Origin of the sequence: Arthrobacter sp. NamB2 (assembly GCF_005281365.1) — a bacterium.
GTDB lineage: Bacteria > Actinomycetota > Actinomycetes > Actinomycetales > Micrococcaceae > Arthrobacter_D.
In genome coordinates this window covers 89768-114138 of sequence record NZ_SZWI01000005.1, presented here as the reverse complement: position 1 = coordinate 114138, position 24371 = coordinate 89768, and the positions used below count along the sequence as shown (strand labels likewise).

Genomic DNA, 24371 nt, shown 5'->3' with positions numbered 1-24371 from the left:
TGAGTCCGGGGGCGTTGTACCTCGAACGTGCCTGCCGACCATCAGTAAGCAGGCTTAGCTCCCAGCCTAGGTGCCCGCCGCTGGAAACCCAACCGGTATCTGCTACACCGCGTAGAGGGTGGCGCGCAGCTGCGCGTCGAGCTGATGGATCTGCGTGAGGAACGCGTCATGGCCCACCGGCGAGGAGATCGTGTGAACCGGGACAGTCCCGGGCAGTCCATCAGCCAGCCGCTGCGACTGCTCCGGGAAGTACAGCCGGTCCGAGTCGACTGCGGCGATGAAGAACTCCGACGTCGCGGCCCCCAGCGCAGCGTCGAGGCTCCCCCGGTCGCGTGCGGCGTCGTGGCTCATGAGCGCCTCCGTCAGGACGACGTAGCTGTTGGCGTCGAAACGCTCCACGAGCTTGTCCGCCTGGTGGTCGAGGTAGCTCTCCACCTGATAGCGCCCCCGATCGGCGGGCAGGACGGCCCCGAGGGGCTGCTCGGCGTCCTGCTCCGCCCGACCGAAGCGCGCTTCCAGTTCATGTTCCGATCGGTAGGTGATGTGCGCGATCCGCCGGGCGAGTCCAAGGCCCGCATCCGGATGCAGGCCGTCGTAGTAGTCGCCGCCGCGATAGGCGGGGTCGAGTCGGATGGCCTGCAGCTGCGCCTGGGCGAACGCTATCTGTTCGGCCGAGCTGGCGGCAGTGCAGGCGATGACCGCGCACCGTTCCACGCGCTGCGGATACATCAGGGCCCATTCGAGCGCGCGCGCCCCTCCCATCGATCCCCCGAGCACCGAGTGCCATTGGCCGATACCGAGCTGGTCGGCGAGCAGGCTCTCGGCGCGGACGGAATCACGGATGGTGACGAAGGGGAAGCGCGAGCCCCAGGGCGTACCGTCGGGAGCGAGGCTGGCCGGCCCCGTCGAGCCGTAGCAGCCTCCCAGCATGTTGACGGACACCACGAAGTAGTGATCGGTGTCCACCGGACACCCGGGTCCGACGAGCGCATCCCACCAGCCCTCCTCCTCCGACGAGCCCCGCGCGACGTGCGAGCTGCCGGTCAGGGCATGCTGCACGAGTACCGCATTGGAGCCGTCCCTGTTCAGCCTGCCCCAGGTCTCGAAGGCGAGCTGGACGTCTGGCAGCTCGCCTCCGGTCTCGAGCGCCAGCGGACCGATCGAGCCGATGCGCAGGAGCCCGTCCCCCTCGGGGGCCGCGGCGTTGAATCCGGAATGCAGTGGAGCAGGAGGGTAGGTGGTCACGAAGGGTCAGGCTTCTTTCGCAGCGCGGAAACCGGCGTCGAGGTCGGCGAGGATGTCGGCGATGTTCTCGAGGCCGACGGACAGCCGGACGAGCCCCGGCCGGACGCCCGCGGTGAGTTGCGCTTCTGCTCCGAGCTGGCTGTGCGTCGTGGACGCGGGATGGATCACGAGCGAGCGGACGTCGCCGACGTTCGCGACGTGCGAGTGGAGCTCGAGGCCGTCCACGAAGCGCTTGCCGGCCTCGACGCCTCCGACGATGTCGAAGCTGACGATGGCGCCGGTACCGATGCGGCCGTACTTCCTGCCGCGTTCGTACCAGGGGCTCGAGGGGAGACCCGCATAGGAGACACGCTCGACGTCGTCGTGCGCCTCGAGCCACTCGGCGACGGCCTGGGCGTTCTGCACGTGCCGTTCGACACGCAGGCTGAGGGTCTCGAGCCCTTGCGCGATGAGGAAGGCGTTGAACGGGGACACGGACGCCCCGAGGTCCCGGAGCAGCTGGACGCGCGCCTTGAGGATGTACGCGAGGTTGGCTCCGAGGGCGCTGCCGACGCCGAGATCACGCGCGTAGACGAGTCCGTGGTAGCTCTCGTCGGGGGTGTTGAAGCCGGGGAACCGCTCGGGGTGCTGCGCGAAGTCGAAGTTGCCCGAGTCGACGATCACGCCCGCGATGGCGCTGCCGTGCCCGCCGAGATACTTCGTGGCCGAGTGCACCACGATGTCGGCTCCCCACTCGATGGGCCGGATCAGGTACGGCGTGGACAGGGTGTTGTCCACGACCAGGGGCAGTCCGTGCTCATGCGCGACGGCACTGATGCCCTCGAGGTCGAGGACGTCCTGCCGCGGGTTCGAGACGACCTCGCCGAAGAAGAGCTTCGTGTTGGGCCGGATGGCGTCCCGCCACTGCTGCAGGTTGTCGGGATCCTCCACGAAGGTGGTCTCGATACCGAACTTCTTCAGGGTGTGCTTGAAGAGGTTGTAGGTGCCCCCGTAGAGGCTCGGGCTCGCCACGATGTGGTCTCCCGCCTCGGCGATGTTGAGCACCGCGAAGGTTTCGGCGGCCTGCCCGGAGGCGAGGAGCAGTGCCCCGGCTCCGCCCTCGAGGCTGGCGATCCTCGTCTCGACCGCTTCCTGGGTCGGGTTGCCGATGCGCGTGTAGATGGGCGCCAGTTCGGTCAGCGAGAAACGGTTCGCCGCACTCTCGGCGCTCGGGAAGACGAACGACGACGTCTGGTAGATGGGCAGCGCACGCGCTCCCGTGGCTGCATCCGGCACCTGGCCGGCGTGGATCTGGCGTGTCTCAAAGGACCAATCGTTGGACATGGTGCTCCCTAGTCGATAGGGGCTCCGCGTGGTCCGATGCTCCGGCCGGTGGACACCGCTCCAGGAGACCGGACCCCGGAGGAGCCCGCGCTTGCACGGCGCCATTGGCGACGCCGAGCCTGGTCCTCACCCGGGGCACCCCACCGCGGTTGGAGGGTTGCCGGCCAGCAAGCCGGGGCTTCGTGCTGGCACTCATGACCTGCACTCATGAAAACCCATCGGGGCCGATCCGGCAACCCGTATGACCTTGCGTGAAGTGGACCGCCAGGAACGGTAAGGCGAGCCTAAGTCGAGACGTTCATCACTTAGTGCCAAAATGTCGGCATGCGCCTGGACCACGTTTCATATGCCTGCGAACCTGATGGACTTGCCGCGACGGCCGACCGGATCTCGGCCAAGCTCGGCATGGAGGCCGTGAAGGGCGGCGTACACCCGCGCTTCGGCACCCGCAACATGATCTTCCCTCTGGCGAACGGCCAGTACCTGGAGGTCGTCGAGGTACTCAACCACCCGGCGTCGGACAAGGCCCCGTTCGGGCAGGCAGTCCGGGCCCGCTCCGAGGCCGGCGGCGGATGGATGGGTTGGTGTGTCGCCGTCGACGACCTCGGTCCGTTCGAGGAACGCCTCGGCCGCAGTGCCGTACCGGGTAACCGCAAGTTCCCCGACGGCCAGGAACTCACGTGGCAGCAGATCGGCATCAAGGGGTTGATCGCGGACCCGCAGGTGCCCTACCTCCTCCGCTGGGACGAGGGCACCGAGCCCCTCCACCCCTCGAAGGCGCGCCCGGCTTCCGTGAAGCTGGATTGCCTGACGATCGCCGGATCCTCGGAGCGCGTCACCGAATGGCTCGGCACCGACGTCGAGGAGACGCTCGACGGCGTGCAGGTGCAGTGGATCGCTCCGAACGGTACGCCGGGCATCATGTCCGTGACCTTCGAGACCGGAGAAGGCCGCATCGAGATCTGATGAGGCAGAGACAGAAGAGGGGGCCGGACGTCGTCCGGCCCCCTCTTGTCTTCTCCTGGTCAGGCGTGGGTATAGGTCAGGCAGTCAGCCGCTTCGGCACCCGGGCCCACCTTGACCGCAGGAGCGCTGCACAGCAGGTCGTGGTTGAAGCTGCACTCGGAGCGCTGGCAAGCGCCCACGTGCGCGAGCATCTTGGGCAGGCCCCCGCTGATGGAGGTGTCGATGAAGGTTGCGCAGGACGCGTGCTCCTCGCTTCCCGACACCGTGATGGCGACGGCAGTGCAGCCGTCGTGATTGAACGAGCAGTTGTGGACACTGCACTCAGAGACACTGGTGACGACGCTCATGGTTCCTCCTGGCCGGTCCGGTGCAGCCCCGGTCGAAGCCGCCGAAATCCCGAATGAATTCACGCTAGCACCGCAATTGTCGATTAATTTAGTCATGATCGGCGTGCGCAATGAGCGGAGGTAAGGCTTATCTGCCCGCATTCATCTGCCAATTCCGATGGCGGGTCCGAGCAGCGCGAATCCGACGAATCCCGTGGTGTCGATCAGGGCGTGGGCGATCACGAGCGGCATGACACGACGGGTCCGGGTGTAGAAGAAAGCGAAGAGGAGCCCCATCAGCACGTTCCCGATGAAGGGCCCGAAGCCCTGGTAGAGGTGGTAGCTGCCCCTCACCAGGGAGCTGGTGAGGATGATCGCGGGAGTTGACCAGCCGAGCTCCCGCAGACGGATGAAGAGGTAGCCCACCACGATGACCTCCTCGAGCACCGCATGCCGGACCGCGGAGAGGATCAGCACAGGAACCGTCCACCAGTAGGCGTCGAGCGCGGCGGGCACCAGTGCCGTCGTGATCCCTAGCGCGCGGCCGCCGGCGTACACACCGAGAGTGCCGACGCCGATGATCGCCGCCAGGCCGACCCCGAGACCGACGGTGCGCAGGGGTCTCTCGGACGTGAGACCGAGTCGGCGGAACGCCGAGGCACCCTGCCCGCTGAGCAGGAAGAGCACCAGCGCCACCGGGACCAGCGCGAAGAAGATCCCCAGCAGCTGGTAGGTGAGATCGAAGTACTGCCGGTCGTTGAGGACCGGATTGAGTGTGGTGGTCTGCCCGGCAAGCGGGCCGCGAGTCAGCTTCTCCGCCAGGTTGACGATGGCGTACACCCCGGACTGGCCGAGGGACAGACCGAAGACGATCAGCAGCTCCGCCGTGATGCGGCGTCTCGGTGCGGGAGCATCTGCACGGCCTGGATCTGCCATGGAGGACGCGGAGGATGCAGGCATGGCGCTATCCTCCCAGCGGCCGCCGGTGATTCCCAGTTGCCGCACGGGGCACCCCCCTACCTGACCCTGTTACCGGCCTTCCAGACCGCGTGGACGAGGGGCATCCCGGGACGGTAGGCCAGATGGGTCGCCGACGGCGCGTTGAGCACCTGCAGGTCCGCGCGGTGCCCGACGGCCAGCGACCCGACGGCGCGACGCCCGTCGACGTCGTCCCCCGTGTGCCGCCGCAGTGCCAGCGCTCCCCCGAACGTGGCGGCCCTGACCGCCTCGTGCACGGTCAGCCCCATCTGCAGGACAGCCGTGGCGACGCAGAATGCCATCGAACTCGTATAGGACGTGCCGGGATTGCAGTTGCTCGCGAGGGCGAGGTGCGCGCCGGCGTCGAGCAGCTGCCGGGCAGGCGGGAACGGCTGGCGTGTGGAGAGGTCGCAGGCGGGCAGGCAGGTCGCGACGGTTCCGGGTGCACCGTCCCCGGCGAATGCTTCCCACGTAGCCGCGAGCGCGCGGACGTCGCCGTCGGACAGGTGGTTGACGTGATCGACGCTGGCGGCGCCGAACTCGACCGCGAGGGCGACTCCCTCGCCCTGCCCCAGCTGGTTGCCGTGCACGCGCAGGCCGAGGCCGGCAGCCGAGCACGCGGCGAGGACGCGTCGGGACTGCTCTGCGTTGAACGCACCGGTTTCGCAGAAGACGTCGGCCCAGCGCACGTACGGGCGGACGGCGTCGAGCATGGGACCGCAGACCAGGTCGGTGTAGTCGTCGGGGTCCCATCCGCCCGGCACGAGGTGCGCTCCGAGGAACGTGACCTCGTCGACGGCGCCGGCCGCGAGGCGCGCGCTGCGCTCCTCGTGCAGGACGTCGAGCCCGTAGCCCGTCTTGGTCTCCAGGTAGGTGGTTCCGCCGGCGGCGGCCTCGGCGACGCGGGCCAGCAGGAGCCGCATGAGGTCGTAGTCGTTCGCAGCACGGGTCGCGTCGACGGTCACCGCGATCCCGCCCGCGGCATACGACTCCCCCGCCATGCGCGCCTCGAACTCGCCCGTGCGGTCGCCGGCGAACACGAGGTGCGTATGGCTGTCCACCCAGCCCGGCAGACCGGCGCGACCACCGGCGTCGTAGGCCTCGTCGGCCGCGGGAGCGTTCGCCGCGGAACCGATCCAGCTGATGCGTTCGCCCTCGAGGACCACCGCTGCGTTCCGCAGCACCGCATGCTCGCTGTCCTGTGTCATGAGTTCGCCGATGTTGGTGATGAGCAGGGACATCAGTGCCGCTCCCAGGGCTGCGTGTAGTTCTCGGAGGCGCGCGGCCCGTTCATCGCGTTCGTGGCCGTGTCCAGCCGGTCGATGGCCGCTACCAGCAGTCGGGCGGGGTCGCCCAGCGTGACGTGGACGCCGTCATGCGCCACCAGGATGCCACCGACGACGACGCCCGTGACGTCCTGTCCGGTGGCCGTGTAGGCGAGCTGCTCCCAGGAGGATCCTGCCGTGCGCGCGCTGTGCGGGTCGACGGCCATGAAGTCGGCGGGACAGCCGGGACTGAAGCCTGCGCCGCGGCGTCCCTGCGCTGCCGCTCCTCCGAGCGCCGCGATGCCGTGCAGCCCTTCCGGATCGAAGTGGCCCCGCCGCCCGGTGCGCAGGCGCTCACCGTGCTCGAGCGCCCGCATCTCGAGCCACGGGTCGACGACGGCGTGCTGGTCGGTGCCGAGGGCGAGCCTCGCTCCTGCCCGATGGAACTCGCCCGCCGGGCCGATGCCGTCCGCCAGGTCGGCCTCGGTGGTGGGACAGAGGACGACGACGGAACGGGCGTCCGCGAGGAGGGCGACGTCGCGTTCGCTGACATGCGTGGCGTGCACTGCGGACAGCCGCTCGCTCACGAGCCCGTGATGGTCGAGCAACCCGGCCGGGGTGCGGCCGGTGGAGCGGAGGCAGTCCTCGTTCTCCGCGGGCTGCTCGGAGAGGTGGACGTGCAGGGGCAGCTCCGTCGGCAGATGCTCCCCGATCACCGCGAGGTCCTCCTCCGGCACGGCACGCACGGAGTGGATGGCCGCACCGAGGGACACCTGGTGGTCGGGGTACAGGGAGGAGATCGTGGAGCGGAGCGAAGCGAGCCGTTCGAGCCACGCGGCCGCGGTGCCGTCCGAGAAGCGACGCTGCCCGTCCTGCAGGGGCGTGCCGAATCCCCCGGCCAGGTAGCAGGTATCGAGCAGCGTCAGGCGGATGCCGGCACGGACGGCTGCACGCGCGAGCGCCAGTTCCATGGCATGGGGCTCCCCGGCGCCGGCTCCGTCACCCATTCCGTAGGGCGTGCCGTCCGGCTGGTGGTGCACGTAGTGGAACTCCGCGACGCTCGTCCAGCCCACGGTGACCATCTCGGCGTAGACGGCGGTGGCCAGCTCCTCGTAGAGCTCCGGGGTCAGCGCCCCCGCCGCCCGATACATCGTGTCCCGCCAGGTCCAGAACGTGCCGCCGCGGTCGTGTGTGCGGCCCCGCAGGGCACGGTGGAACGCGTGGGAGTGGGCATTCGCAGCGGCAGGGAATGCGACGCCCCGGAGGACGACGTCGCCGTCCTGGGCCGGCACGCCCGGCAGGACGCCGACCACGGTTCCGTCGGCGTCGATCTCGACACGCACGGCGTCGCACACGCCCTCCGCCTCCAGCCACGCGTACTCGCACCAGACGGCCCGAGCCACCGCGCCGGTGCCGCCGCCTGTTCCGGAGATGCCGCGACGTGCGGACGCCACGCCCGCCTCCGTCGGTCCGGTCACAGCAGGTCTTCGAGGACGTCGGCGAGCGCAACCGCTCCCGCGTCGGCGTCGTCGCGCTCCACGAACTCCTCGGGCGAGTGGCTGATGCCGGTCGGGTTGCGGACGAAGAGCATAGCGGTCGGCGCGATGGCACCGAGGATGCCCGCGTCGTGCCCGGCGCCCGTGGGCAGCGTGGGAGTACCGGGAAAGGAGCGACCGAGTGCGTTGCCCAGGGTCCGCTGCAGCGCACCGTCGAAGTGGACCGTGCTGCTCCGCGACTCCTCCGTCAGGGTGGCGCGGCACCCCTCGAACGCGCAGATCTTCTGCGCCTGGCCGTGGATCTTCTCGATGAGCGACGCCGTCACGGCGTCCTCCTCATGGCGGACGTCGAGCCACAGATCCACGCGCGAGGCGATGACGTTCGTGCCACCGGGCACGGGCTGCAGCCGCCCGACGGTGGCACGCGCACCGTCCTGCTCGGCAGCGATCTTCCGCGCGGCGAGGACCACCTGGGCTGCGGCGATCATCGGGTCCGCGCGGTCCGCCATGAGCGTGGTTCCCGCGTGGTTGCCCTGGCCGGTGATGGACAAGCGCCAGCGCCCGTGCCCCAGCATCGTGGAGCCGATGGCGACGGCGGAGTCGAGGTCGATCAGCCCGCGTCCCTGCTCCACGTGCAGTTCGACGAAGTCGCCGATGTGCCGGATGGCTTCCTCGTCACGGCCGAGATGCTGCGGATCGATCCCGGCGGCCTGCGCCGCCTCGGCGAACGTCGTGCCGTCGACGTCCCTGAGTGAGCGGACGTGGTCCGGGTCGAGCGTCCCGGTGAGCAGGCGCGAACCGAGGCAGGACACCCCGAACCTCGACCCTTCCTCCTCGGGGAAGACGGCGACGGCGAGCGAGCGCTGCGGTTCGAGGCCACGCTCGCGCAGGAGGTCGACGGCGACGAGGGCCGATGCGACGCCGAGGGGGCCGTCGAACGCCCCGCCACCGGGCACCGAGTCCAGGTGGCTGCCGGTGACGAGGGCGCCGTCGCGGCTGGAGGTCGCGTCCCACCAGGCCCACAGGATGCCGTTGCGGTCGGTCTCCACGGAGAGTCCGCGGGCGCTGGCCTCCGCGGAGAACCACTCACGCAGCGACAGCTCCGCGCCGGTGTAGACACCGCGGGAGTAACCACCGCGGACCGCATCGCGGCCGACGTCGCTGATGCTGTCGAGGACTGAGGATACGGTCTGCACTTCGGTACCTTCCGGTGGTGGATCTTCGGGCGGGATTCTCAGGATTCCATGGGGATGCGCACGCCGCGCTCCACCGCGACCTCCCGGGCGCGTTCGTAGCCCGCGTCGACATGCCGGATGACTCCCATCCCGGGATCGTTCGTCAGGAGGCGCTCGAGCTTCTGCGCGGCCAGGTCCGTGCCGTCCGCCACCGATACCTGCCCGGCGTGGATGGACCGGCCGATCCCCACGCCGCCACCGTGGTGGATCGAGACCCACGTTGCTCCGGAGGAGGTGGTGAGCAGCGCGTTCAGGAGTGGCCAGTCGGCGACGGCGTCCGAACCGTCCGCCATGGCCTCCGTCTCGCGGTAGGGCGAGGCGACGGAGCCGGAGTCGAGGTGGTCGCGACCGATGACGATCGGCGCGGAGACCTTCCCCTCGGCGACCAGGCGGTTGAGGAGCAGGCCGGCCTTCGCACGGTCCCCGTAGCCGAGCCAGCAGATCCGCGCGGGCAGGCCCTCGAACTCGACGTGCTCCGCTGCGGCATCGAGCCAGCGGTGCAGGTGCCCGTGGTCGGGGAACAGCTCCTTGAGGGCGGCATCGGTGACCGCGATGTCCGCCGGATCACCCGACAGGGCTACCCAGCGGAAGGGCCCGAGGCCCTCGCAGAACAGGGGGCGGATGTACGCGGGGACAAAACCCTGGAAATCGAAGGCACGGCCGTAGCCGCCCTTGCGGGCCTCGTCCCGGATGGAGTTGCCGTAGTCGAACACCTCCGCGCCGGCGTCCAGGAAGCCCACCATCGCCTCGACCTGGAGTGCCATGGACACCTGGGCCTTCTTGGTGAAGCCGTCGGGGTCGGCCGATGCCTCGCGCTCCCATTCGTCCGGCGAGATCCCCTCCGGCAGATAGCTGAGCGGATCATGCGCGGAGGTCTGGTCGGTGACGATGTCGACGTCGAGCCCGCGCCGGAGCAGTTCGGGGAAGACCGTCGCCGCGTTGCCGACGACGCCGACGGACAGTGCGCGCTTCTCGCGCTTGGCGGCGAGCACCTGGGCGACGGCGTCGTCGAGGTGCTCGGCGACCGTGTCCAGGTACCGTTTGGCGACACGTCGGCGCAACCGGGCCTCGCTGACGTCGACGATCAGGACGGCGCCGCCGTTGAGCGTGACGGCCAGCGGCTGGGCCCCACCCATGCCACCGCAACCCCCGGTGAGGGTCAGCGTGCCCGCGAGGCTCCCGCCGAAACGCTTGCGCGCGATCGCGGCGAACGTCTCGAAGGTGCCCTGCAGGATGCCCTGCGTCCCGATGTAGATCCAGGATCCGGCCGTCATCTGGCCGTACATCATGAGGCCCTCGGCTTCGAGGCGCCGGAACTCCGGCCAGGTCGCCCAGTCGCCCACGAGGTTCGAGTTCGCGAGCAGGACGCGGGGCGCCCAGGGGTTGGTGCGGAACACGCCGACCGGCTTGCCCGACTGCACCAGCAGCGTCTCGTCGTCGTCGAGCGTTTCGAGCGTCTTGACGATGGCGTCGTAGGCCTCCCAGCTGCGGGCCGCACGCCCGGTGCCGCCGTAGACCACGAGGTCCTCCGGGCGCTCGGCGACCTCCGGGTCGAGGTTGTTCATGAGCATGCGCAGTGGAGCTTCGGTCTGCCAGCTCTTCGCGCTCAGCTGCGTGCCGCGTGCGGCACGGATCCTCCGCGACGGATCGTGCGTCGTCGTCGTGGGGCTGGGCGTCGGTGTGGGGGTGGTCGAGGTGGTCATGCTGGTTCTCCTGTCAGATCCTCGGTCAGGGGGACGGCGCCGGTGTCCGGCTCCATCAGGAGCGCGGCTGCCTCACGTGCGACGAGCGCACCGATGCGGCGGGCCTCCGCCTCGGTGATGCGGTAGCTGGGAACGACGACGCTGAGTGCGGCGACCACCCGGCCTCCGGGCGAGACCGGAGCCGCGATGGCCGTGACGTCCGTCTCCACGCCGTTCCGCACGACGACGAATCCGTCGCCCTGGTGGCCGCCGGTGAGGACGGCGCCGACCGCGGTACCTTCCAACGGGATGCTCCGCCCCACCCAGCTGGCATGGCGGACCGAGTGCGTGCCCTCCCGCATCGCGAGGTAGACACCCTCGCCGTCGTGCGAGGGCACGCTGAGGTAGGACGATTCCCCCGTCCTCTCGACGAGGCGTTCGAGCGCAGGTTCCGCGAGGGACACCAGTGACTCGTGCCCGAGGGCCTGGGCTCCGAGCTGCACCACGCGGAGCCCGGGCCGGTAGGTCCCGAGCGCGTCGCGCCGGACGAACCCGGTACCCTCCAGCGTGCGCAGGAGCCGGAGAGCCGTCGAGGCCGAGAGGTCCGTCTCCCGCGCCGCATCGGCGAGGGTCAGCGAACCGGCGTCGCACACCGCCCCCAGGAGTACGAGGGCCCGCTCGACAGTGCGGGTCGACGGTTCCGCCATGGGTCGCCTCCTTGCTTTCGGCGTTCGCGTGTATTTCACTTATTGAAACGTCCTTTTCACTCAATGGCAATAGCGGCGCGAGCCGCAGATCCGAGGCGCAGCGTGAACCAGCAATCCGTGATCGTGGGCACCGGCCCCCTGTCCCCGCCCGACGTCGTCGCGGTGGCTCGGCACGGCGTTCGGGTCGAATTGGCGTCAGAAGCCCTCGCCGCGATGGCCGCCTCGCGCGCCGTCATCGACACGCTGGTGGACGACGGGACGCCGCACTACGGCGTATCGACCGGATTCGGGGCGCTGGCCACGAAGCACATCCCGCTCGACCAGCGGAGCCAACTGCAGCGCAGCCTCATCCGCAGCCATGCAGCGTCCTCGGGCACCGAGGTGGACCGCGAGGTGGTCCGCGGACTGATGCTCGGGCGCCTGTCGACACTTGCAACGGGTCGCACCGGCGTGCGCCCGCTGGTGGCCGAGACCTACGCCGCGATGCTGAACGCCGGGATCACCCCCGTCATCGGCGAGTACGGTTCCCTGGGGTGCTCCGGCGACCTCGCGCCGCTGTCCCACGTCGCCCTCGCGCTCATGGGCGAAGGCGATGTCCGCGCCGGCTCCGGTGAGCTCGTGCCCGCCGCCGAGGCACTCGCGGCTGCAGGGATCGCACCGGTAGAACTCCGCGAGAAGGAGGGCCTGGCGCTCATCAACGGAACCGACGGCATGCTGGGCATGCTCGTCCTCGCCTCAGCCGACCTGCACCGGCTCCTGACGACGGCGGACCTCGCCGCCGCGATGAGCGTGGAGGGCCTCCTCGGGACCGACGCCGTCTTCGCCGAGGACCTTCACGCCCTGCGTCCGCACCCGGGCCAGATGGCGTCCGCGGCGAACATCCGCTCGTTGCTCCGGAACTCTCCCCTGATCGCGGAGCAGCTGACCTCCGAGACCGGCAGGCACCGCTTCACCCGCGTGCAGGACGCCTACTCGCTGCGGTGCGCTCCCCAGGTGCACGGCGCCGCACGGGCCACACTGGCCCATGCCGAATCGGTGGCGGCGATCGAACTGGGTTCCGCCATCGACAACCCGGTCATCACTCCCGATGGCAGGATCGAGTCGAACGGCAACTTCCACGGCGCCCCCGTCGGCTACGTCCTGGACTTCCTCGCCATCGCCGTCGCGGATGTCGCGTCCATGAGTGAACGCCGGACGGACCGCTCCCTCGACAAGGCCCGCAGCCACGGCCTCAATGCCTTCCTCGCCGCCGATCCGGGGGTCGACTCCGGCCACATGATCGCCCAGTACACGCAGGCGGGCATCGTGTCGGAGCTCAAGCGGCTCGCGAACCCGGCGTCGGTCGACTCCATCCCCTCCTCGGCGATGCAGGAGGACCACGTGTCCATGGGGTGGGCCGCCGGCCTCAAGTTGCGGAAAGCCATCGACGGCCTGACCCGGGTGCTCGCCATCGAGATCCTGACCGCGGCGCGGGCCCTGGACATGCGCGACGGAGCCCATGCGACGGGTGGCACCGCGGCCGCTGCGGGTGCCGAGGGCACCCGTCCGGGAATGCGTAGTTCGACACCCATCAGTGCCGTCCGGAACCGGTTGCGGCAGGACGTCGAGGGCCCTGGTACGGACCGCTACCTGGCTCCGGAGATCGAGGCCGCGCGACTGCTGGTCGACGACGGTTCCCTCCTGGCCGCGGCCCTGGAGGCCCTCCCAGCAGTCCTTCAGTAAGAGTTGTTAGGGTGGGCTAACAACACCTCCCGTGAAAGAAGCGCATCCTCATGTCCTCGCCCGCTACCGAAGCTCCGCCCAAACCGCCGCGCCCCCAGGTGGTCCTCGCCGTGCAGGAGACCCGGTGGCTGAGCCCGCACCTCGTGCGGGTCGTGGCCGGCGGACCCGGCTTCGCGGACCTCCAGGAGTGCGACGCGACGGACAAGTACGCCAAGCTGCTCTTCGCGAAGCCCGAGCTCGGGCTCGTGCCGCCGTACGACCTCGCGGCGTTGAAGGACGAGCTCCCGGCGGAGGACAGGCCCGTGAAACGGACCTATACGATCCGGTGGCTCGACCGTGAGACCCAGCGCCTCGCGATCGACTTCGTGGTGCACGGCGACGAGGGCATCGCGGGCCCCTGGGCCGCCCGGGCCGTGCCGGGCGACGCCCTCGTGCTCATGGGCCCTTCCGGCAAGTGGTCACCGGACCAGGACGCCGACTGGCACCTCTTCGTCGGCGACGATTCCGCGCTGCCAGCCATTGCAGCCGGCATCGAGGCACTGCACCCGGCCGCCGTCGGCCACGCGTACATCGAGGTGGACAGTGCGGCCGAGATCATCCCGCTCGCCGCCCCGGCCGGCCTCGAACTGCACTGGCTGCAGCGGGACGGCCGGGCGGCCGGTACGACGACGCTGCTCGCGGACGCCGTCGCCGCCGGCCCGTGGCCCGAGGGCCGGGTCGACGCCTTCGTGCACGGCGAACGAGGCGCCATGAAGGCCCTGCGGGATGTCCTGTTCAAGCACAAGGGCCTCGCCCGGTCGCAGGTGTCGCTGTCCGGCTACTGGGCCTATGGCCGCGAGGAGGACACCTTCCAGGCGGAGAAGCGTGAACCGATCGGCAAGATCCTCGACGACTAGCTCCCCTCCTGGTCGAGCATCTGCCCGGCACAGGTCCGGCAGGGGAATGCGCCGGTCCGGTGCAGGGATGCGTGACGTGGCTACCCGGCAGTGAGGACGCGCGCCCGCCGCCTGGGGATCCGCTCCACGAGTTCCATCGCGGGTTCGGCCAGGCGCGCCATCACCGGACCGAGGACGGCCATCAGCAGGACGTAGGTCGTCGCGAGCGCCGCCAGGTCGGGCAGGACCGCACCCGATGCGACCGCGAGCCCGGCGATCACGATCGAGAATTCCCCGCGCGCCACGAGTGCGGTACCCGCGCGCGCCCGTCCCAGGCGTCCGATGCCCTGTCGGCGTGCCGCCCACCAGCCGGTGGCGATCTTGGTCGCCGAGGTGACCACGGCCAGCAGCAGCGCCACACCGAGCACCGGCGGGATCGACGCCGGATCGGTGTTCAGTCCGAACACGACGAAGAAGATGGCTGCGAAGAGGTCCCGCAGGGGCTCGAGGATGCGCGCGGCGTTCTCCGCCGTCGCGCCCGAGATGGCGATGCCGAGGAGGAATGCGCCGACGGCCGCAGACACCTGGAGTGCGGAGGCAAGCCCTGCGACGAGGAGCGCCGCTCCGATGAGGGTCAGGAGGAAGACCTCCCGGTCGGTAGAGTCGACCACCGCCGAGACGACGTTGCCCCAGCGCAGGGCGACGACCAGCACGAGGGTGACGACGAGCAGGGAGATCCCGACCGTTCCCAGGCCGCCGGCGAAGCTGAGCCCCGCCAGGACCGCAGTGAGCACGGGAAGGTAGATGGCCATCGCGAGGTCCTCGAAGACGAGGATCGCAAGGACGGTGGGAGTCTCCCGGTTGCCCAGCCGCCCGAGATCGGTGATGACCTTGGCGGCGATCCCGGAGGAGGAGATGTAGGTGACGCCGCCCATGACGAGGGCGGCGACCGGTCCCCATCCGAGGATGACGGCGACGAGCGCACCCGGGGTGAAGTTCAGGACGAAGTCGACGATCCCCGCGAGCCAGGACTGCCGCAGCCCGGTGACGAGTTCCTTGGCGGTGTACTCGAGCCCGAGCATGAGCAGGAGCAGGATCACGCCGATCTCGCTGGCCACCTCGCTGAACTCGATGACCCCCTCGAGTTCGAGGAAGCCACCTTGCCCGAAGAAGAGACCTCCGACGAGGTAGAGCGGAATCGGCGAGAGCCCGATCCGGCCGGCGAGCCGCCCGAGGATCCCGAGGAACAGGAGGATGGCGCCGAGTTCGATCAGGGTGAGGGCAGACGTGTGCACCGGCGGCTCAGCCGTTACGCAGGATGTCCGCCGCGGCGTCGAGGCCCTCGGAGGTGCCCACCACCACCAGCAGGTCACCGGCGGAGAGGATGAAATCGGGTGTGGGTGAGGCCTGGACCTGCCCCGACCGCAGCACGGCGACCAGCGAGGCGCCGGAGCGCGAACGCATCCGGGTGTCAGCGAGGGGGCGTCCGTCGAACGGCGAACCGCGCTCGATCAGGAACTGCCGCGTGGAGACTCCGGGCAGGTCACGGTGTTCCTCCGTCAGTTGCGCGACGAGCTGACGGGAACCGAGGAGATTGCCGATGGTCGCCGCCTCGTCCGGGGTCAGCGGGATGGAGGCGACGCAGGCATCCGGGTCGTTGGCCTTGGAGATGATGAGGTCGAGATCCCCGTCGCGCTGGGCGACGATTCCCACCCTGCGGCCCGAGCCCGTGACGATTTCGCGCCGCACTCCGATGCCGGGGAGGCGCGTTTCGATGACGTTCATGCGCCCATCCTAGACCTGCTGCGGCAATCGTTCGTCCGGAGAGGCGGTAGCGGAGCCTGCGTTCGCTGACGGCGTCGAGCCTGGCCCGGAAGCGCGCGGATCGGTCCCACGTACCTGCTGGCCCGGCCGGACATCCAGTGCCCGCACTGCGGTCAGGCAGGTTGGAGAGCTGCCTCCGCGCCAGCGGTTCGAGCCGGATCGGCGCCGAGATCGGCCGGATCCGCGCCTGTGAGGAGGACGACCGCGAGTTCCGCGATCGCCGACGACGTCTGAAAGCCGTACCCGCCCTGTCCCGCGAGCCAGAAAAAACCGGGATGGCCGGCGTCGAATCCCACGATCGGCAGACCGGTGTCCCGCTGTGTCCGCAGGCCGGTCCACGATCGACGGATGGACGAGATGCCGAGCGTGGTCAATGAGTCGAGGCGCCTGATCAGACGCTCGACGTCGCCCGCCCGGGGTTGTGCGTCGCCCGGCTCGGCGGGTTCGGCCTCGCTCGGCGAGATCAGCACGCCGTCCGCGTCGGGCCGGAAGTAGAACGAGTCGTCGGCGGCAGCCACCATCGGGGTCCCCACGCGCGGCGCGTTCTCCGCACCGACGATGGCAGCCGTGCGGCGGTAGGGTACGAGCCCCTGGGGCCGAACACCACACAGCTCGGCCACGCCGTCGGCCCACGCTCCCGCCGCATCGACCACCACGCCGGCCCTGATGCCCCTGCGGCCCGCGCGGACGTTCCAGCCCTCGCCGTCGTACACGGCGGAGGTGACCGGGGCCCCCGTCAGGATGATGACGCCGTCGTCACTCGCACTCCGCCGGTGGAACTCGAGCAGGAGGTCGGTGTCCGTGCCGACGCAGTCGGGGTCGATCGCCGCGGCCTCGAACGATTCCGGGCGGAGCTGGGGGCATAGCTCGAGGGCCTCGGCGTGGGACAGCGTGCGCATGCCGGCAGTGGTCTTGGCCTCGACATCGGCGGCGGAACCGATCAGCAGGAAGGACCGCGGCACGGTCAACGCCAACCCGGTGGAGCCCTGGACGTCCGCGAGGAGGTCCAGGGTGCGGCGCGTGAGGTCCACGACGGGCTCGGGACCATAGCTCGGTATCAGCTGCCGGGCCGAGCGCGACGACGTGTGGTAACCGAGCGTGGTCTCGGCTTCGACGAGGACCACGCTGGAGAACGGCGCCAGCGCGGACGCCAGCGACAGTCCGGCGATCCCGCCGCCGATGATCAGGACGTCGCACTCCAGGGAACCCATCCCGTCATCCTAGGGCGAGCCTCCCCCGAAGTGCCCGAGCGCCCGTCCGAGGCTCATGTGCAGGCGAGGCCTAGGCCTCGCCCGTCCCGCCCACGTGCGCGCCCGTGGACGAGTTCGCAGCACTGTCACTCTTGCTGCCGACCTCGTTCGCGGCCTCCCGGTTCACGGTTACCTCGGCCCGTGCCGCGACGAACGCCTGGACGCACGCCTCGATGTCCTCGTCGGAGTGCGCGGCGGAGAGCTGCACCCGGATGCGGGCCTTCCCCTTCGGCACCACCGGGTAGCTGAACGCCGTCACGAAGACGCCGTGGGCGAGCATCGCGTCGGCCGTCCGGGCGGCGAGCACGGCATCGCCGAACATGACCGGGATGATCGCATGCTCCCCCGCCAGCAACTCGAAGCCCTCCTCCGTCATCCGGCGCCGGAACAGGGCGGCGTTGGACACCAAGGTCGAGCGCAGGTCGGCACTGTTCTGGACGAGATCGAGCGCGGTCAGGGTCGCCGCGACGATCGACGGCGCGAGCGAGTTCGAGAACAGGTACGGGCGCGCACGCTGGCGGAGCAGCGCGACGATCTCGGCCCGTGCGGCGACGTAACCCCCCGAGGCCCCGCCGAGCGCCTTTCCGAACGTGCCGGTGAAGATGTCCACGCGGCCCGAGACTCCGGCGTGCTCGGGCGTGCCGGCGCCGGTGGCCCCCATGAAACCGACGGCGTGGGAGTCGTCCACCATGACCATCGCGTCGTACCGCTCGGCGAGGTCGCAGATGGCCTCCAGCGGAGCGAGGTAGCCGTCCATCGAGAAGATACCGTCCGTGACGACAAGGCGTCGCCGGGCGCCGGATGCTTCCTGCAGCTTCGCCTCGAGGTCCGCCATGTCGCGGTTGGCGTAGCGAAAGCGCTGCGCCTTCGAGAGCCGGATGCCGTCGATGATCGAGGCGTGGTTCAGTGCGTCCGAGATCACGGCGTCCTCCGGCCCGAGAAGGGACTCGAAGACCCCTCCGTTCGCGTCGAAGCAGGAGGAGAACAGGATGGTGTCCTCGGTGCCGAGGAACTGCGAGACGCGCCGCTCGAGCTCGAGGTGCAGGTCCTGCGTGCCGCAGATGAATCGCACGGAGGCCATGCCGAACCCGCGCTCGTCGAGCGCCCTCTTCGCGGCCGCGATGATGTCCGGGTGGTCGGCGAGCCCGAGGTAGTTGTTGGCGCAGAAGTTCAGCACCTGCGCGTCGCCGGCGTCGAGCGCTCCGGCCCTGATGTGGCTGGACTGAGGCGAGGAGATCCGGCGCTCCTGCTTGAAGAGGCCTGCGCTACGGATCTCGTCGAGTTCACCGGCTAGTTGGTCACGGACTGCTGAATACATGGTGTTCCAAGCCTCCTAGAAGGTGGTCCAGTCGAGGACCACTTTGCCGCTCGCGCCGTTGCGCGCTGTGTCGAAGCCCTGCTGCCACTCGCTCGCCGGCAGGCAGTCGGTCACCACGGACGAGACCGCCTCCCGCAGGGTCAGGTTGGACTGCAGCATGGCGCTCATCGCATACCAGGTCTCGAACATCTCGCGCCCGTAGATCCCCTTCAGGGTGAGCATGTGGGTGACCACCTTGCCCCAGTCGATGGAGATGGGCCCTGAGGGCAGGCCGAGCATGGCGATACGCCCGCCGTGGTTCATGTTGTCGATCATCTCCGGGAGCGCCGTCGCATGACCGGACATCTCCATGCCGACGTCGAACCCCTCCTTCATGCCGAGCTCGCGCTGGGCATCCGCGATGCGCATGCGCCTGACGTCGACTGCGATGTCGGCTCCGACGCCGCGCGCGAGCTCGAGCCGCGGAGCCGACACATCGGTGATGGCGATCTTGCGGGCTCCGGCATGGCGGGCGACGGCGACGGCCATGAGTCCGATCGGCCCGGCCCCCGTGATCAGTACGTCCTCGCCGACCAGCGGGAAACTCAGGGCGGTGTGGACGGCGTTGCCGAAGGGATCGAAGACGGCGCCGAGCTCGGGCGTGACGCCGGCATCGTGAACCCAGACGTTGGTCTCGGGGACGACGACGAACTCCGCGAAAGCGCCGTCGCGCTGGACACCCACGCTCGAGGTGTGGATGCACATCTGGCGGCGCCCGGCCCGGCAATTACGGCACACGCCGCACACGATGTGGCCCTCGCCGGACACGCGGTCGCCGACGCGCACCCCGCGGATGCCCTCCCCGAGCGCCACGACCTCGCCGTAGAACTCGTGACCGGGAATGAGGGGTGCCTGGATCATGCCCTGCGCCCAGGAATCCCAGCTCTCGATGTGGAGGTCCGTGCCGCAGATACCGGTGGTGATCACGCGGATCTTCACCTCGCCCCACCCGGCGTCGGGCTCGGGCCGGTCCACGAGATCGAAACCGGGATGCGCCCCGGATTTGTACAGCGCCTTCACTGGACAGTTCCTTCCACGCCGCTCCCGGCGGCCAGCGGGATGGGCTGGGCCAGGACGGTACGAGTTCCGGGCGGGATGCGCCCGGAGCAACAGTACCAAGACCCGTCCACGACGTGCCGCCGTCCCTGCACTCCCGCGTGCATGGAGTCGCTTGGCGGAGCGGCTGCACAAAGCTCAGTCCTCGACGACTGCGGTGAGGATCTCGACCCCGAGCGCGAGGAACTCCGGGGAATCGTCGGAGGAGACCGCCAGGGCACTGCCCATGCTGAGGGCCCACCCGCGAGCCCGATCCCAGGTGGCGGCGTCGGTCGGTCGGAGCGATTCGACCTCGCGCCGGAAAACGGCCCGGCCGTCCGCGTCGAACATGAGCCAGGCCGCGGCGAGGTCCGTTGCTGGGTCCCCGGCGCACAGGTCCCCGAAATCGACGACACCGGCCAGGCTCCCTCCCGGCGCGAGCACGACGTTGGCAGGGTGGAGGTCCCCGTGCAGCCACAGGGGCGCCTGCTTCCACGTCGGGGCAGCCACCGCACCCTCCCACACGTGCCGCAATCGTGGAATGGGCAGCTTCGGCAGCGCGGGAAGTGACGTCAGGCGGGCGCGCACGACGTCGTCCCGAGCCGCCAGGGGACCGCCACGGCCGACAGGGCTCACGGGAGCACCGGCCGGGGCCTGTTGCTGAAATTCCGCGACGAACCGGGCGAGCTGCGGAGCTGCCGCACGTCGGGCAGCCCGCCGCAGGGTGATTCCGCTCGCACCCTCGATCCACCGGCAGACGGACCAGTGCCACGGGAACGCCGGTCCGGGAAGGCCGGTCCGCACGGGCGCCGACGTCGGCACGGCGAGGTGCGCCGTCAGGCCCGGCAGCCAGCGCTGCTCCGTATCCATCAGCGCACCCGCGAGCTCGCGCCGTGGCAACCGCACCACGAGCTCGTCCCCCAGCCGGAAGAGCACGTTGTCCCACCCGTGTCCGGCGAACCGGAGCGGCAGGTGCGCCAGGTCGGGGTGTTGCTCGATCAGCAGGGACAGGACGAGGGAGGGCCCGATGTCGATCTCTGCCCTCGGCATGACCGCCATCGCGCCCTCCCTCGTCGATGCTGTTCCGTGCCCTGCTGCGACCTAGCCCTCGACGCCGAGGCGCTGGAGGATCAGCTCACGCACGCGTGCGGCGTCCGCCTGTCCGCGCGTGGCCTTCATGACTCCGCCTACGATCGCCCCGACGGCCTGAACCTTCCCGCCCCGGATCTTGTCGGCGACGTCGGGCTGTGCCGCGAGGGCGCCGTCGATCGCCTCGAGCAGCGGACCGTCGTCGGACACGACGGCGAGCCCGCGCTTCTCGACGACCTCCGCAGGCGTTCCCTCACCCGCGAGGACGCCGTCGAGCACGTCACGCGACAACTTGTCGTTGATCTTGCCGGACTCGATGAGGGCGTTGAGCTCCACGATCAGTTCGGGCGTCACACCCAGTTCGGCCGGCTCGACGTCGGCGAGCTTGGCTCGGCGTGAGATCTCGCCCATCCACCACTTCCGGGCGACGGCGGCACTGACGCCCGCGGCGATCGTGTCCTCGATCGAGGACATGACCCCTGCGTTGACGACATCCCGGAACTCGGCGTCGGAGTAACCCCAGTCGGCCTGGAGTCGCTTGCGGCGCTCGGCGGGCGGCTCCGGCAGTTCGGCGCGCAGTTTCTCGATCCATACTTCGTTCGTCACGACCGGCACGAGGTCAGGTTCGGGGAAGTAGCGGTAGTCGTCGGCGTCGGACTTGGGCCGGCCCGACGTCGTCGAGCGCGTGTCCTCGTGCCAGTGGCGGGTCTCCTGCAGGATCGGCGTGCCTGAATCGAGCACGGCGGCATGGCGCTGGATCTCGTAGCGCACGGCGTGCTCGACGGCGCGCAGCGAGTTCACGTTCTTGGTCTCGGTCCGTGTGCCGAACTTCTCCTGGCCCTTCGGCTTGAGGGAGACGTTCGCATCGCAGCGCACGTTGCCGCGCTCCATCCGGGCATCGGAGACCCCCAGGTTCTTGACGATCTCGCGGATCGCCGCGACGTAGGCCTTCGCGAGTTCGGGGGCGCGCGATCCGGCACCCACGATGGGCTTGGTGACGATCTCAATCAGGGGCACTCCGGCACGGTTGTAGTCGACGAGCGAGAACTCGGCGCCCTGGATACGGCCCGTCGAACCGCCCATGTGCGTGAGCTTCCCGGCGTCCTCCTCCATGTGGGCGCGCTCGATCTCGACCGTGAACACGGTCCCGTCGGCGAGCTCGATGTCGATGTGACCGTCGTAGGCGATCGGGTCCTCGAACTGGGAGGTCTGGAAGTTCTTCGGTGTGTCGGGGTAGAAGTAGTTCTTCCGCGCGAAGTAGCACTTCTCCGCGATCTTGCAGTTCAGCGCGAGGCCGATCTTGATCGCCGACTCCACGGCGACACCGTTGACCACGGGCAGCACGCCGGGCAGCCCTAGGTCGACCGGCGTCACGTTGGTGTTGGGGACGTCACCGAAGGCGTTGGGAGCGGAGGAGAACATCTTCGTCTTCGTGTTGAGCTCCACGTGGACCTCGAACCCGAGCACCGGATCGTACTTCTCCATGGCGTCGTCGAAGGTCAGGACCTCGTCGGTTACAGCAGTCATTACTTACCACCTGCGATTTCGGGGGCCTTGGCCAGCAGAGGGCCGCCCCATGTCTCTTCGAGCAGTGATTCCAGGACGGCGCCCACGCGGTAGAGGCGTGCGTCCTGGCGGGCCGGGGCGAGGAGCTGGATGCCGACGGGCAGTCCGTCCTCGTCCGCGAGTCCGCCGGGGAGCGACAGGCCGGGGACGCCCGCCATGTTCGCCGGGATGGTGGCGACGTCGTTCAGGTACATCGCCAGCGGGTCGTCGAGCTTCTCCCCCAGCTTGAACGCGGTGGTCGGCGCGGTCGGCGAGATGAGCACGTCGGCCTGCTCGAACGCGGCTGCGAAGTCCCGCTGGATGAGGGTACGGACCTTCTGCGCCGAGCCGTAGTAGGCGTCGTAGTAGCCCGCACTCAGCGCGTAGGTACCCAGGATAATGCGGCGCTTGACCTCGTCGCCGAAGCCGGCGGCGCGCGTGGCCCCCATGACGCGCTCGATGGTCGGCGTGCCCTCGGGCACCACGCGCAGGCCGAAGCGGACGCCGTCGTACTTGGCGAGGTTGCTGGAGGCCTCCGACGGCATGATCAGGTAGTAGGCGCCGAGCGCGTACCGGAAGTTGGGGCAGGAGACCTCGACGATCTCGGCACCCGCCGAACGCAGCAGCTCGAGCGACTCGTGGAACCGCGTGAGGACGCCGGCCTGGTAGCCCTCGCCCTGCAGTTCCTTGATGACGCCGATGCGCATGCCCTCGACCTGCCCCATGCGGGCGGCCTCGACGAGCGCGCCGACGGGATCGGTGAGCGACGTCGAGTCGTGCGGATCGTGACCGCCGATGACCTCGTGCAGCAGGGCGCTGTCGAGGACGGTGCGGGATACGGGACCGATCTGGTCGAGGGACGAGGCCATGGCGATGGCGCCGTACCGCGAGACCCCGCCGTAGGTCGGCTTCACGCCGACCGTTCCGGTCACGGCCCCGGGCTGGCGGATGGAGCCACCGGTGTCGGTGCCGAGTGCCAGCGGCGCCTCGAAGGCGGCGACGGCCGCAGCGGACCCGCCGCCGGACCCGCCGGGGATGCGGTCCAGGTCCCACGGATTGCGGGTGGGCCCGTACGCCGAGTGCTCCGTCGACGAGCCCATCGCGAACTCGTCGAGGTTGGTCTTGCCGAGGATGGGCATCTTCGCGGCCCGCAGCTTGCGGACGACCGTCGCGTCGTACGGGCTCTGCCAGCCCTCGAGGATCTTCGAGCCGGCCGTGGTGGGCTGGCCCTTGGTGACGATCAGGTCCTTGACGGCGATCGGCACGCCGGCCAGCGGGTGCAGCGTGTCGCCGTCGGTCCGGGCCTTGTCGACCTCGGCGGCGACGAGCAGCGCCTCGTCGGTGTTGACGTGGAGGAACGCGTTGATCGCGCCGTCGACGGCGTCGATGCGGTCGAGGTAGGCCTGCGTCGCCTCGACGGCGGAGACCTCCTTCGACGCGAGCTTCTGCGCGAGGGCGTCGGCGGAGAGGTGGATCAGGTCTGTCATGGGTTACTCCCCGTCTAGGATTGCAGGGACCTTGAAGCGGCCGTCGGCGTTGTCGGGTGCACCGAGGAGGGCTTCCTCGTTGCTGAGGGTCTCCCCCACGACGTCCTCGCGGAAGACGTTGCTCAGCGGGATGGGGTGGCTCGTCGCGGGGATGTCGTCACCTGCGACCTCGCTCACGGTCTTGATGGAATCGACGATCACGGCGAGCTCGCCGGCCATGCGGTCGAGTTCGTCGTCGTTCATGTCGATATGGGCGAGACGCGCGAGGTGCGCGACGTCGTCCCGGTTGATCTCAGCCATGGATCTCCCCTGGAAGTCGGAGGTGGGTATCTGCTTCCAGTCTAGTGCTGGCGCGGGTGGCGCCCGGCACTGCGCGCCCCTCAGAGGGCCAGACGGAAGACCCAGAGCAGGATGTCCTCGTTGGGGACCTCCCAGTCACGCTCGGGGACGCGGACGAAACCCAGCGACTCGTAGAGCTTGTGCGCCCGCACCATGTCGGAGCCGCTCGTCAGGCTCACCGCCTCGATCCCCGGCAGGGTACGGGCGTGCTCGATGACCCGTTCGACCATCGCCCTGCCCACTCCGCCACGCTGCACTGCGGGGTCGACCGCCAGCATGCGGAACTCGAGCTCGCCCTCGACGGCGATGTCGGTGTAGCGCTGCCCGGCGAACGTCAGTGCCACCGAACCGACCACGGTGCCGTCGCGTTCCGCGACCCACACCTCGGCGTGCTGGGCGCGGTGCTCGACGTCGGACAGCACGGCCATGTAGGGGTGGGAGTCGTCCGTGAAGTAACCGGCTTGCAGGTAAGCCCCGCGCGTGATGCGGCGGACGTCGTCGTAGTCCTCGCGGCGGATCGGGCGGATGGTGACGCGGGACCCGCTCAGGGCGCTTCCGGACGATGCTGTGCTCACCGGCCTATCTTGGCACGTGGCGACTGCCGGTACTGGCACGTCAGCTCCAC

General features: G+C 69.6%; 22 protein-coding genes and 1 riboswitch. Of the genes, 3 read left to right on the top strand and 19 right to left on the bottom strand.

Translation table 11 applies throughout. The annotated features are described in order from the left end of the window. Window positions 1-102: 102 nt before the first annotated feature. The gene (locus tag FDK12_RS10395) at window positions 103-1245 is read right to left on the bottom strand and encodes a homoserine O-acetyltransferase MetX (protein WP_223263226.1); all 1143 of its coding nucleotides are present in this window, start codon (window positions 1243-1245) and stop codon (window positions 103-105) included. Between the two features lie 6 nt (window positions 1246-1251). Next, complete coding sequence (locus tag FDK12_RS10390; protein ID WP_137369511.1) at window positions 1252-2568, bottom strand: bifunctional o-acetylhomoserine/o-acetylserine sulfhydrylase; 1317 nt, start codon at window positions 2566-2568, stop codon at window positions 1252-1254. A gap of 82 nt (window positions 2569-2650) precedes the next feature. After that, window positions 2651-2768: riboswitch (SAM riboswitch) on the bottom strand. A gap of 124 nt (window positions 2769-2892) precedes the next feature. Between FDK12_RS10390 and FDK12_RS10385 the strand changes: the two genes are divergently transcribed. Next, window positions 2893-3534, top strand: coding sequence for a VOC family protein (locus tag FDK12_RS10385; RefSeq protein WP_104117772.1), 642 nt, complete (start codon window positions 2893-2895; stop codon window positions 3532-3534). Window positions 3535-3593: 59 nt separating this feature from the next. Here the strand turns inward: FDK12_RS10385 and FDK12_RS10380 are convergent, their stop codons facing one another. The 7 genes from FDK12_RS10380 to FDK12_RS10350 all read right to left on the bottom strand — a co-directional run bounded on the left by FDK12_RS10380 (window position 3594) and on the right by FDK12_RS10350 (window position 11223). Further along, entirely contained in the window at window positions 3594-3881 is a 288-nt protein-coding gene (locus FDK12_RS10380) for a DUF1540 domain-containing protein (protein WP_104117773.1), read from the bottom strand. A gap of 141 nt (window positions 3882-4022) precedes the next feature. After that, a complete protein-coding gene (locus FDK12_RS10375; protein ID WP_137369510.1) occupies window positions 4023-4820 on the bottom strand; it encodes a CPBP family intramembrane glutamic endopeptidase in 798 nt (265 codons plus the stop codon). Between the two features lie 56 nt (window positions 4821-4876). Beyond that, window positions 4877-6079: an imidazolonepropionase gene (hutI, locus tag FDK12_RS10370; RefSeq protein WP_137369509.1), complete on the bottom strand. Its 1203-nt coding sequence runs from the start codon at window positions 6077-6079 to the stop codon at window positions 4877-4879. Continuing rightward, window positions 6079-7557 (bottom strand): formimidoylglutamate deiminase, encoded by a 1479-nt coding sequence (locus FDK12_RS10365; RefSeq protein WP_223263225.1) that lies wholly within the window; start codon window positions 7555-7557, stop codon window positions 6079-6081. Before FDK12_RS10365 ends, hutI begins: the two co-directional genes overlap by 1 nt. Window positions 7558-7577: 20 nt before the next feature. Then, on the bottom strand, window positions 7578-8795 hold the full coding sequence (locus FDK12_RS10360; RefSeq protein ID WP_137369508.1) for an allantoate amidohydrolase: 1218 nt from the start codon (window positions 8793-8795) through the stop codon (window positions 7578-7580). A gap of 38 nt (window positions 8796-8833) precedes the next feature. After that, on the bottom strand, window positions 8834-10537 hold the full coding sequence (gene hutU, locus FDK12_RS10355) for a urocanate hydratase (RefSeq protein WP_137369507.1): 1704 nt from the start codon (window positions 10535-10537) through the stop codon (window positions 8834-8836). Continuing rightward, window positions 10534-11223: an IclR family transcriptional regulator gene (locus FDK12_RS10350; RefSeq protein ID WP_137369506.1), complete on the bottom strand. Its 690-nt coding sequence runs from the start codon at window positions 11221-11223 to the stop codon at window positions 10534-10536. The genes hutU and FDK12_RS10350 overlap by 4 nt, the downstream gene beginning before the upstream one ends. Before the next feature lie 63 nt (window positions 11224-11286). Between FDK12_RS10350 and hutH the strand changes: the two genes are divergently transcribed. Together hutH and FDK12_RS10340 are read left to right on the top strand one after the other, a co-directional pair. Beyond that, the gene (gene hutH, locus FDK12_RS10345; RefSeq protein WP_137369505.1) at window positions 11287-12945 is read left to right on the top strand and encodes a histidine ammonia-lyase; all 1659 of its coding nucleotides are present in this window, start codon (window positions 11287-11289) and stop codon (window positions 12943-12945) included. Between the two features lie 50 nt (window positions 12946-12995). Next, window positions 12996-13841, top strand: coding sequence for a siderophore-interacting protein (locus FDK12_RS10340; protein ID WP_137369504.1), 846 nt, complete (start codon window positions 12996-12998; stop codon window positions 13839-13841). 80 nt (window positions 13842-13921) lie between these two features. Here FDK12_RS10340 and FDK12_RS10335 read toward each other — a convergent pair whose 3' ends face one another. The 10 genes from FDK12_RS10335 to FDK12_RS10290 all read right to left on the bottom strand — a co-directional run bounded on the left by FDK12_RS10335 (window position 13922) and on the right by FDK12_RS10290 (window position 24294). Then, a complete protein-coding gene (locus tag FDK12_RS10335; protein ID WP_137369503.1) occupies window positions 13922-15115 on the bottom strand; it encodes a cation:proton antiporter in 1194 nt (397 codons plus the stop codon). Window positions 15116-15122: 7 nt separating this feature from the next. Next, window positions 15123-15605, bottom strand: a complete 483-nt coding sequence (locus FDK12_RS10330; RefSeq protein WP_104117781.1) for a cation:proton antiporter regulatory subunit — start codon at window positions 15603-15605, stop codon at window positions 15123-15125. A gap of 152 nt (window positions 15606-15757) precedes the next feature. Next, window positions 15758-16855: an NAD(P)/FAD-dependent oxidoreductase gene (locus FDK12_RS10325; RefSeq protein ID WP_137369502.1), complete on the bottom strand. Its 1098-nt coding sequence runs from the start codon at window positions 16853-16855 to the stop codon at window positions 15758-15760. Between the two features lie 70 nt (window positions 16856-16925). After that, window positions 16926-18212 carry a glycine C-acetyltransferase gene (locus FDK12_RS10320; protein WP_137369501.1) on the bottom strand — a complete coding sequence of 429 codons (1287 nt, stop codon included), beginning with the start codon at window positions 18210-18212 and terminating at the stop codon, window positions 16926-16928. Between the two features lie 15 nt (window positions 18213-18227). Then, window positions 18228-19271: an L-threonine 3-dehydrogenase gene (gene tdh / locus FDK12_RS10315; RefSeq protein WP_137369500.1), complete on the bottom strand. Its 1044-nt coding sequence runs from the start codon at window positions 19269-19271 to the stop codon at window positions 18228-18230. A 174-nt stretch (window positions 19272-19445) separates the two neighbouring features. Further along, complete coding sequence (locus tag FDK12_RS10310) at window positions 19446-20345, bottom strand: aminoglycoside phosphotransferase family protein (RefSeq protein WP_137369499.1); 900 nt, start codon at window positions 20343-20345, stop codon at window positions 19446-19448. 42 nt (window positions 20346-20387) lie between these two features. Further along, window positions 20388-21902 (bottom strand): Asp-tRNA(Asn)/Glu-tRNA(Gln) amidotransferase subunit GatB, encoded by a 1515-nt coding sequence (gene gatB / locus FDK12_RS10305; protein ID WP_137369498.1) that lies wholly within the window; start codon window positions 21900-21902, stop codon window positions 20388-20390. Continuing rightward, window positions 21902-23407, bottom strand: coding sequence for an Asp-tRNA(Asn)/Glu-tRNA(Gln) amidotransferase subunit GatA (gene gatA, locus FDK12_RS10300; protein WP_137369497.1), 1506 nt, complete (start codon window positions 23405-23407; stop codon window positions 21902-21904). Before gatA ends, gatB begins: the two co-directional genes overlap by 1 nt. Before the next feature lie 3 nt (window positions 23408-23410). Further along, complete coding sequence (gatC, locus tag FDK12_RS10295) at window positions 23411-23707, bottom strand: Asp-tRNA(Asn)/Glu-tRNA(Gln) amidotransferase subunit GatC (RefSeq protein ID WP_104117787.1); 297 nt, start codon at window positions 23705-23707, stop codon at window positions 23411-23413. A gap of 80 nt (window positions 23708-23787) precedes the next feature. Beyond that, entirely contained in the window at window positions 23788-24294 is a 507-nt protein-coding gene (locus FDK12_RS10290) for a GNAT family N-acetyltransferase (RefSeq protein ID WP_137369628.1), read from the bottom strand. Between the last annotated feature and the right edge of the window lie 77 nt (window positions 24295-24371).

Excerpts from the sequence above, each read along its gene's own strand:
- hutU (WP_137369507.1), bottom strand. The coding sequence starts at position 10,537 with ATGACCACCTCGACCACCCCCACACCGACGCCCAGCCCCACGACGACG.
- FDK12_RS10350 (WP_137369506.1), bottom strand. The coding sequence starts at position 11,223 with ATGGCGGAACCGTCGACCCGCACTGTCGAGCGGGCCCTCGTACTCCTG.
- hutH (WP_137369505.1), top strand. The coding sequence starts at position 11,287 with ATGGCAATAGCGGCGCGAGCCGCAGATCCGAGGCGCAGCGTGAACCAG.
- FDK12_RS10390 (WP_137369511.1), bottom strand. The coding sequence starts at position 2,568 with ATGTCCAACGATTGGTCCTTTGAGACACGCCAGATCCACGCCGGCCAG.
- FDK12_RS10320 (WP_137369501.1), bottom strand. The coding sequence starts at position 18,212 with ATGTATTCAGCAGTCCGTGACCAACTAGCCGGTGAACTCGACGAGATC.
- FDK12_RS10340 (WP_137369504.1), top strand. The coding sequence starts at position 12,996 with ATGTCCTCGCCCGCTACCGAAGCTCCGCCCAAACCGCCGCGCCCCCAG.
- gatB (WP_137369498.1), bottom strand. The coding sequence starts at position 21,902 with ATGACTGCTGTAACCGACGAGGTCCTGACCTTCGACGACGCCATGGAG.
- gatC (WP_104117787.1), bottom strand. The coding sequence starts at position 23,707 with ATGGCTGAGATCAACCGGGACGACGTCGCGCACCTCGCGCGTCTCGCC.
- FDK12_RS10330 (WP_104117781.1), bottom strand. The coding sequence starts at position 15,605 with ATGAACGTCATCGAAACGCGCCTCCCCGGCATCGGAGTGCGGCGCGAA.
- FDK12_RS10375 (WP_137369510.1), bottom strand. The coding sequence starts at position 4,820 with ATGCCTGCATCCTCCGCGTCCTCCATGGCAGATCCAGGCCGTGCAGAT.
- FDK12_RS10325 (WP_137369502.1), bottom strand. The coding sequence starts at position 16,855 with ATGGGTTCCCTGGAGTGCGACGTCCTGATCATCGGCGGCGGGATCGCC.
- FDK12_RS10310 (WP_137369499.1), bottom strand. The coding sequence starts at position 20,345 with ATGGCGGTCATGCCGAGGGCAGAGATCGACATCGGGCCCTCCCTCGTC.
- gatA (WP_137369497.1), bottom strand. The coding sequence starts at position 23,407 with ATGACAGACCTGATCCACCTCTCCGCCGACGCCCTCGCGCAGAAGCTC.
- FDK12_RS10380 (WP_104117773.1), bottom strand. The coding sequence starts at position 3,881 with ATGAGCGTCGTCACCAGTGTCTCTGAGTGCAGTGTCCACAACTGCTCG.
- hutI (WP_137369509.1), bottom strand. The coding sequence starts at position 6,079 with ATGTCCCTGCTCATCACCAACATCGGCGAACTCATGACACAGGACAGC.
- FDK12_RS10385 (WP_104117772.1), top strand. The coding sequence starts at position 2,893 with ATGCGCCTGGACCACGTTTCATATGCCTGCGAACCTGATGGACTTGCC.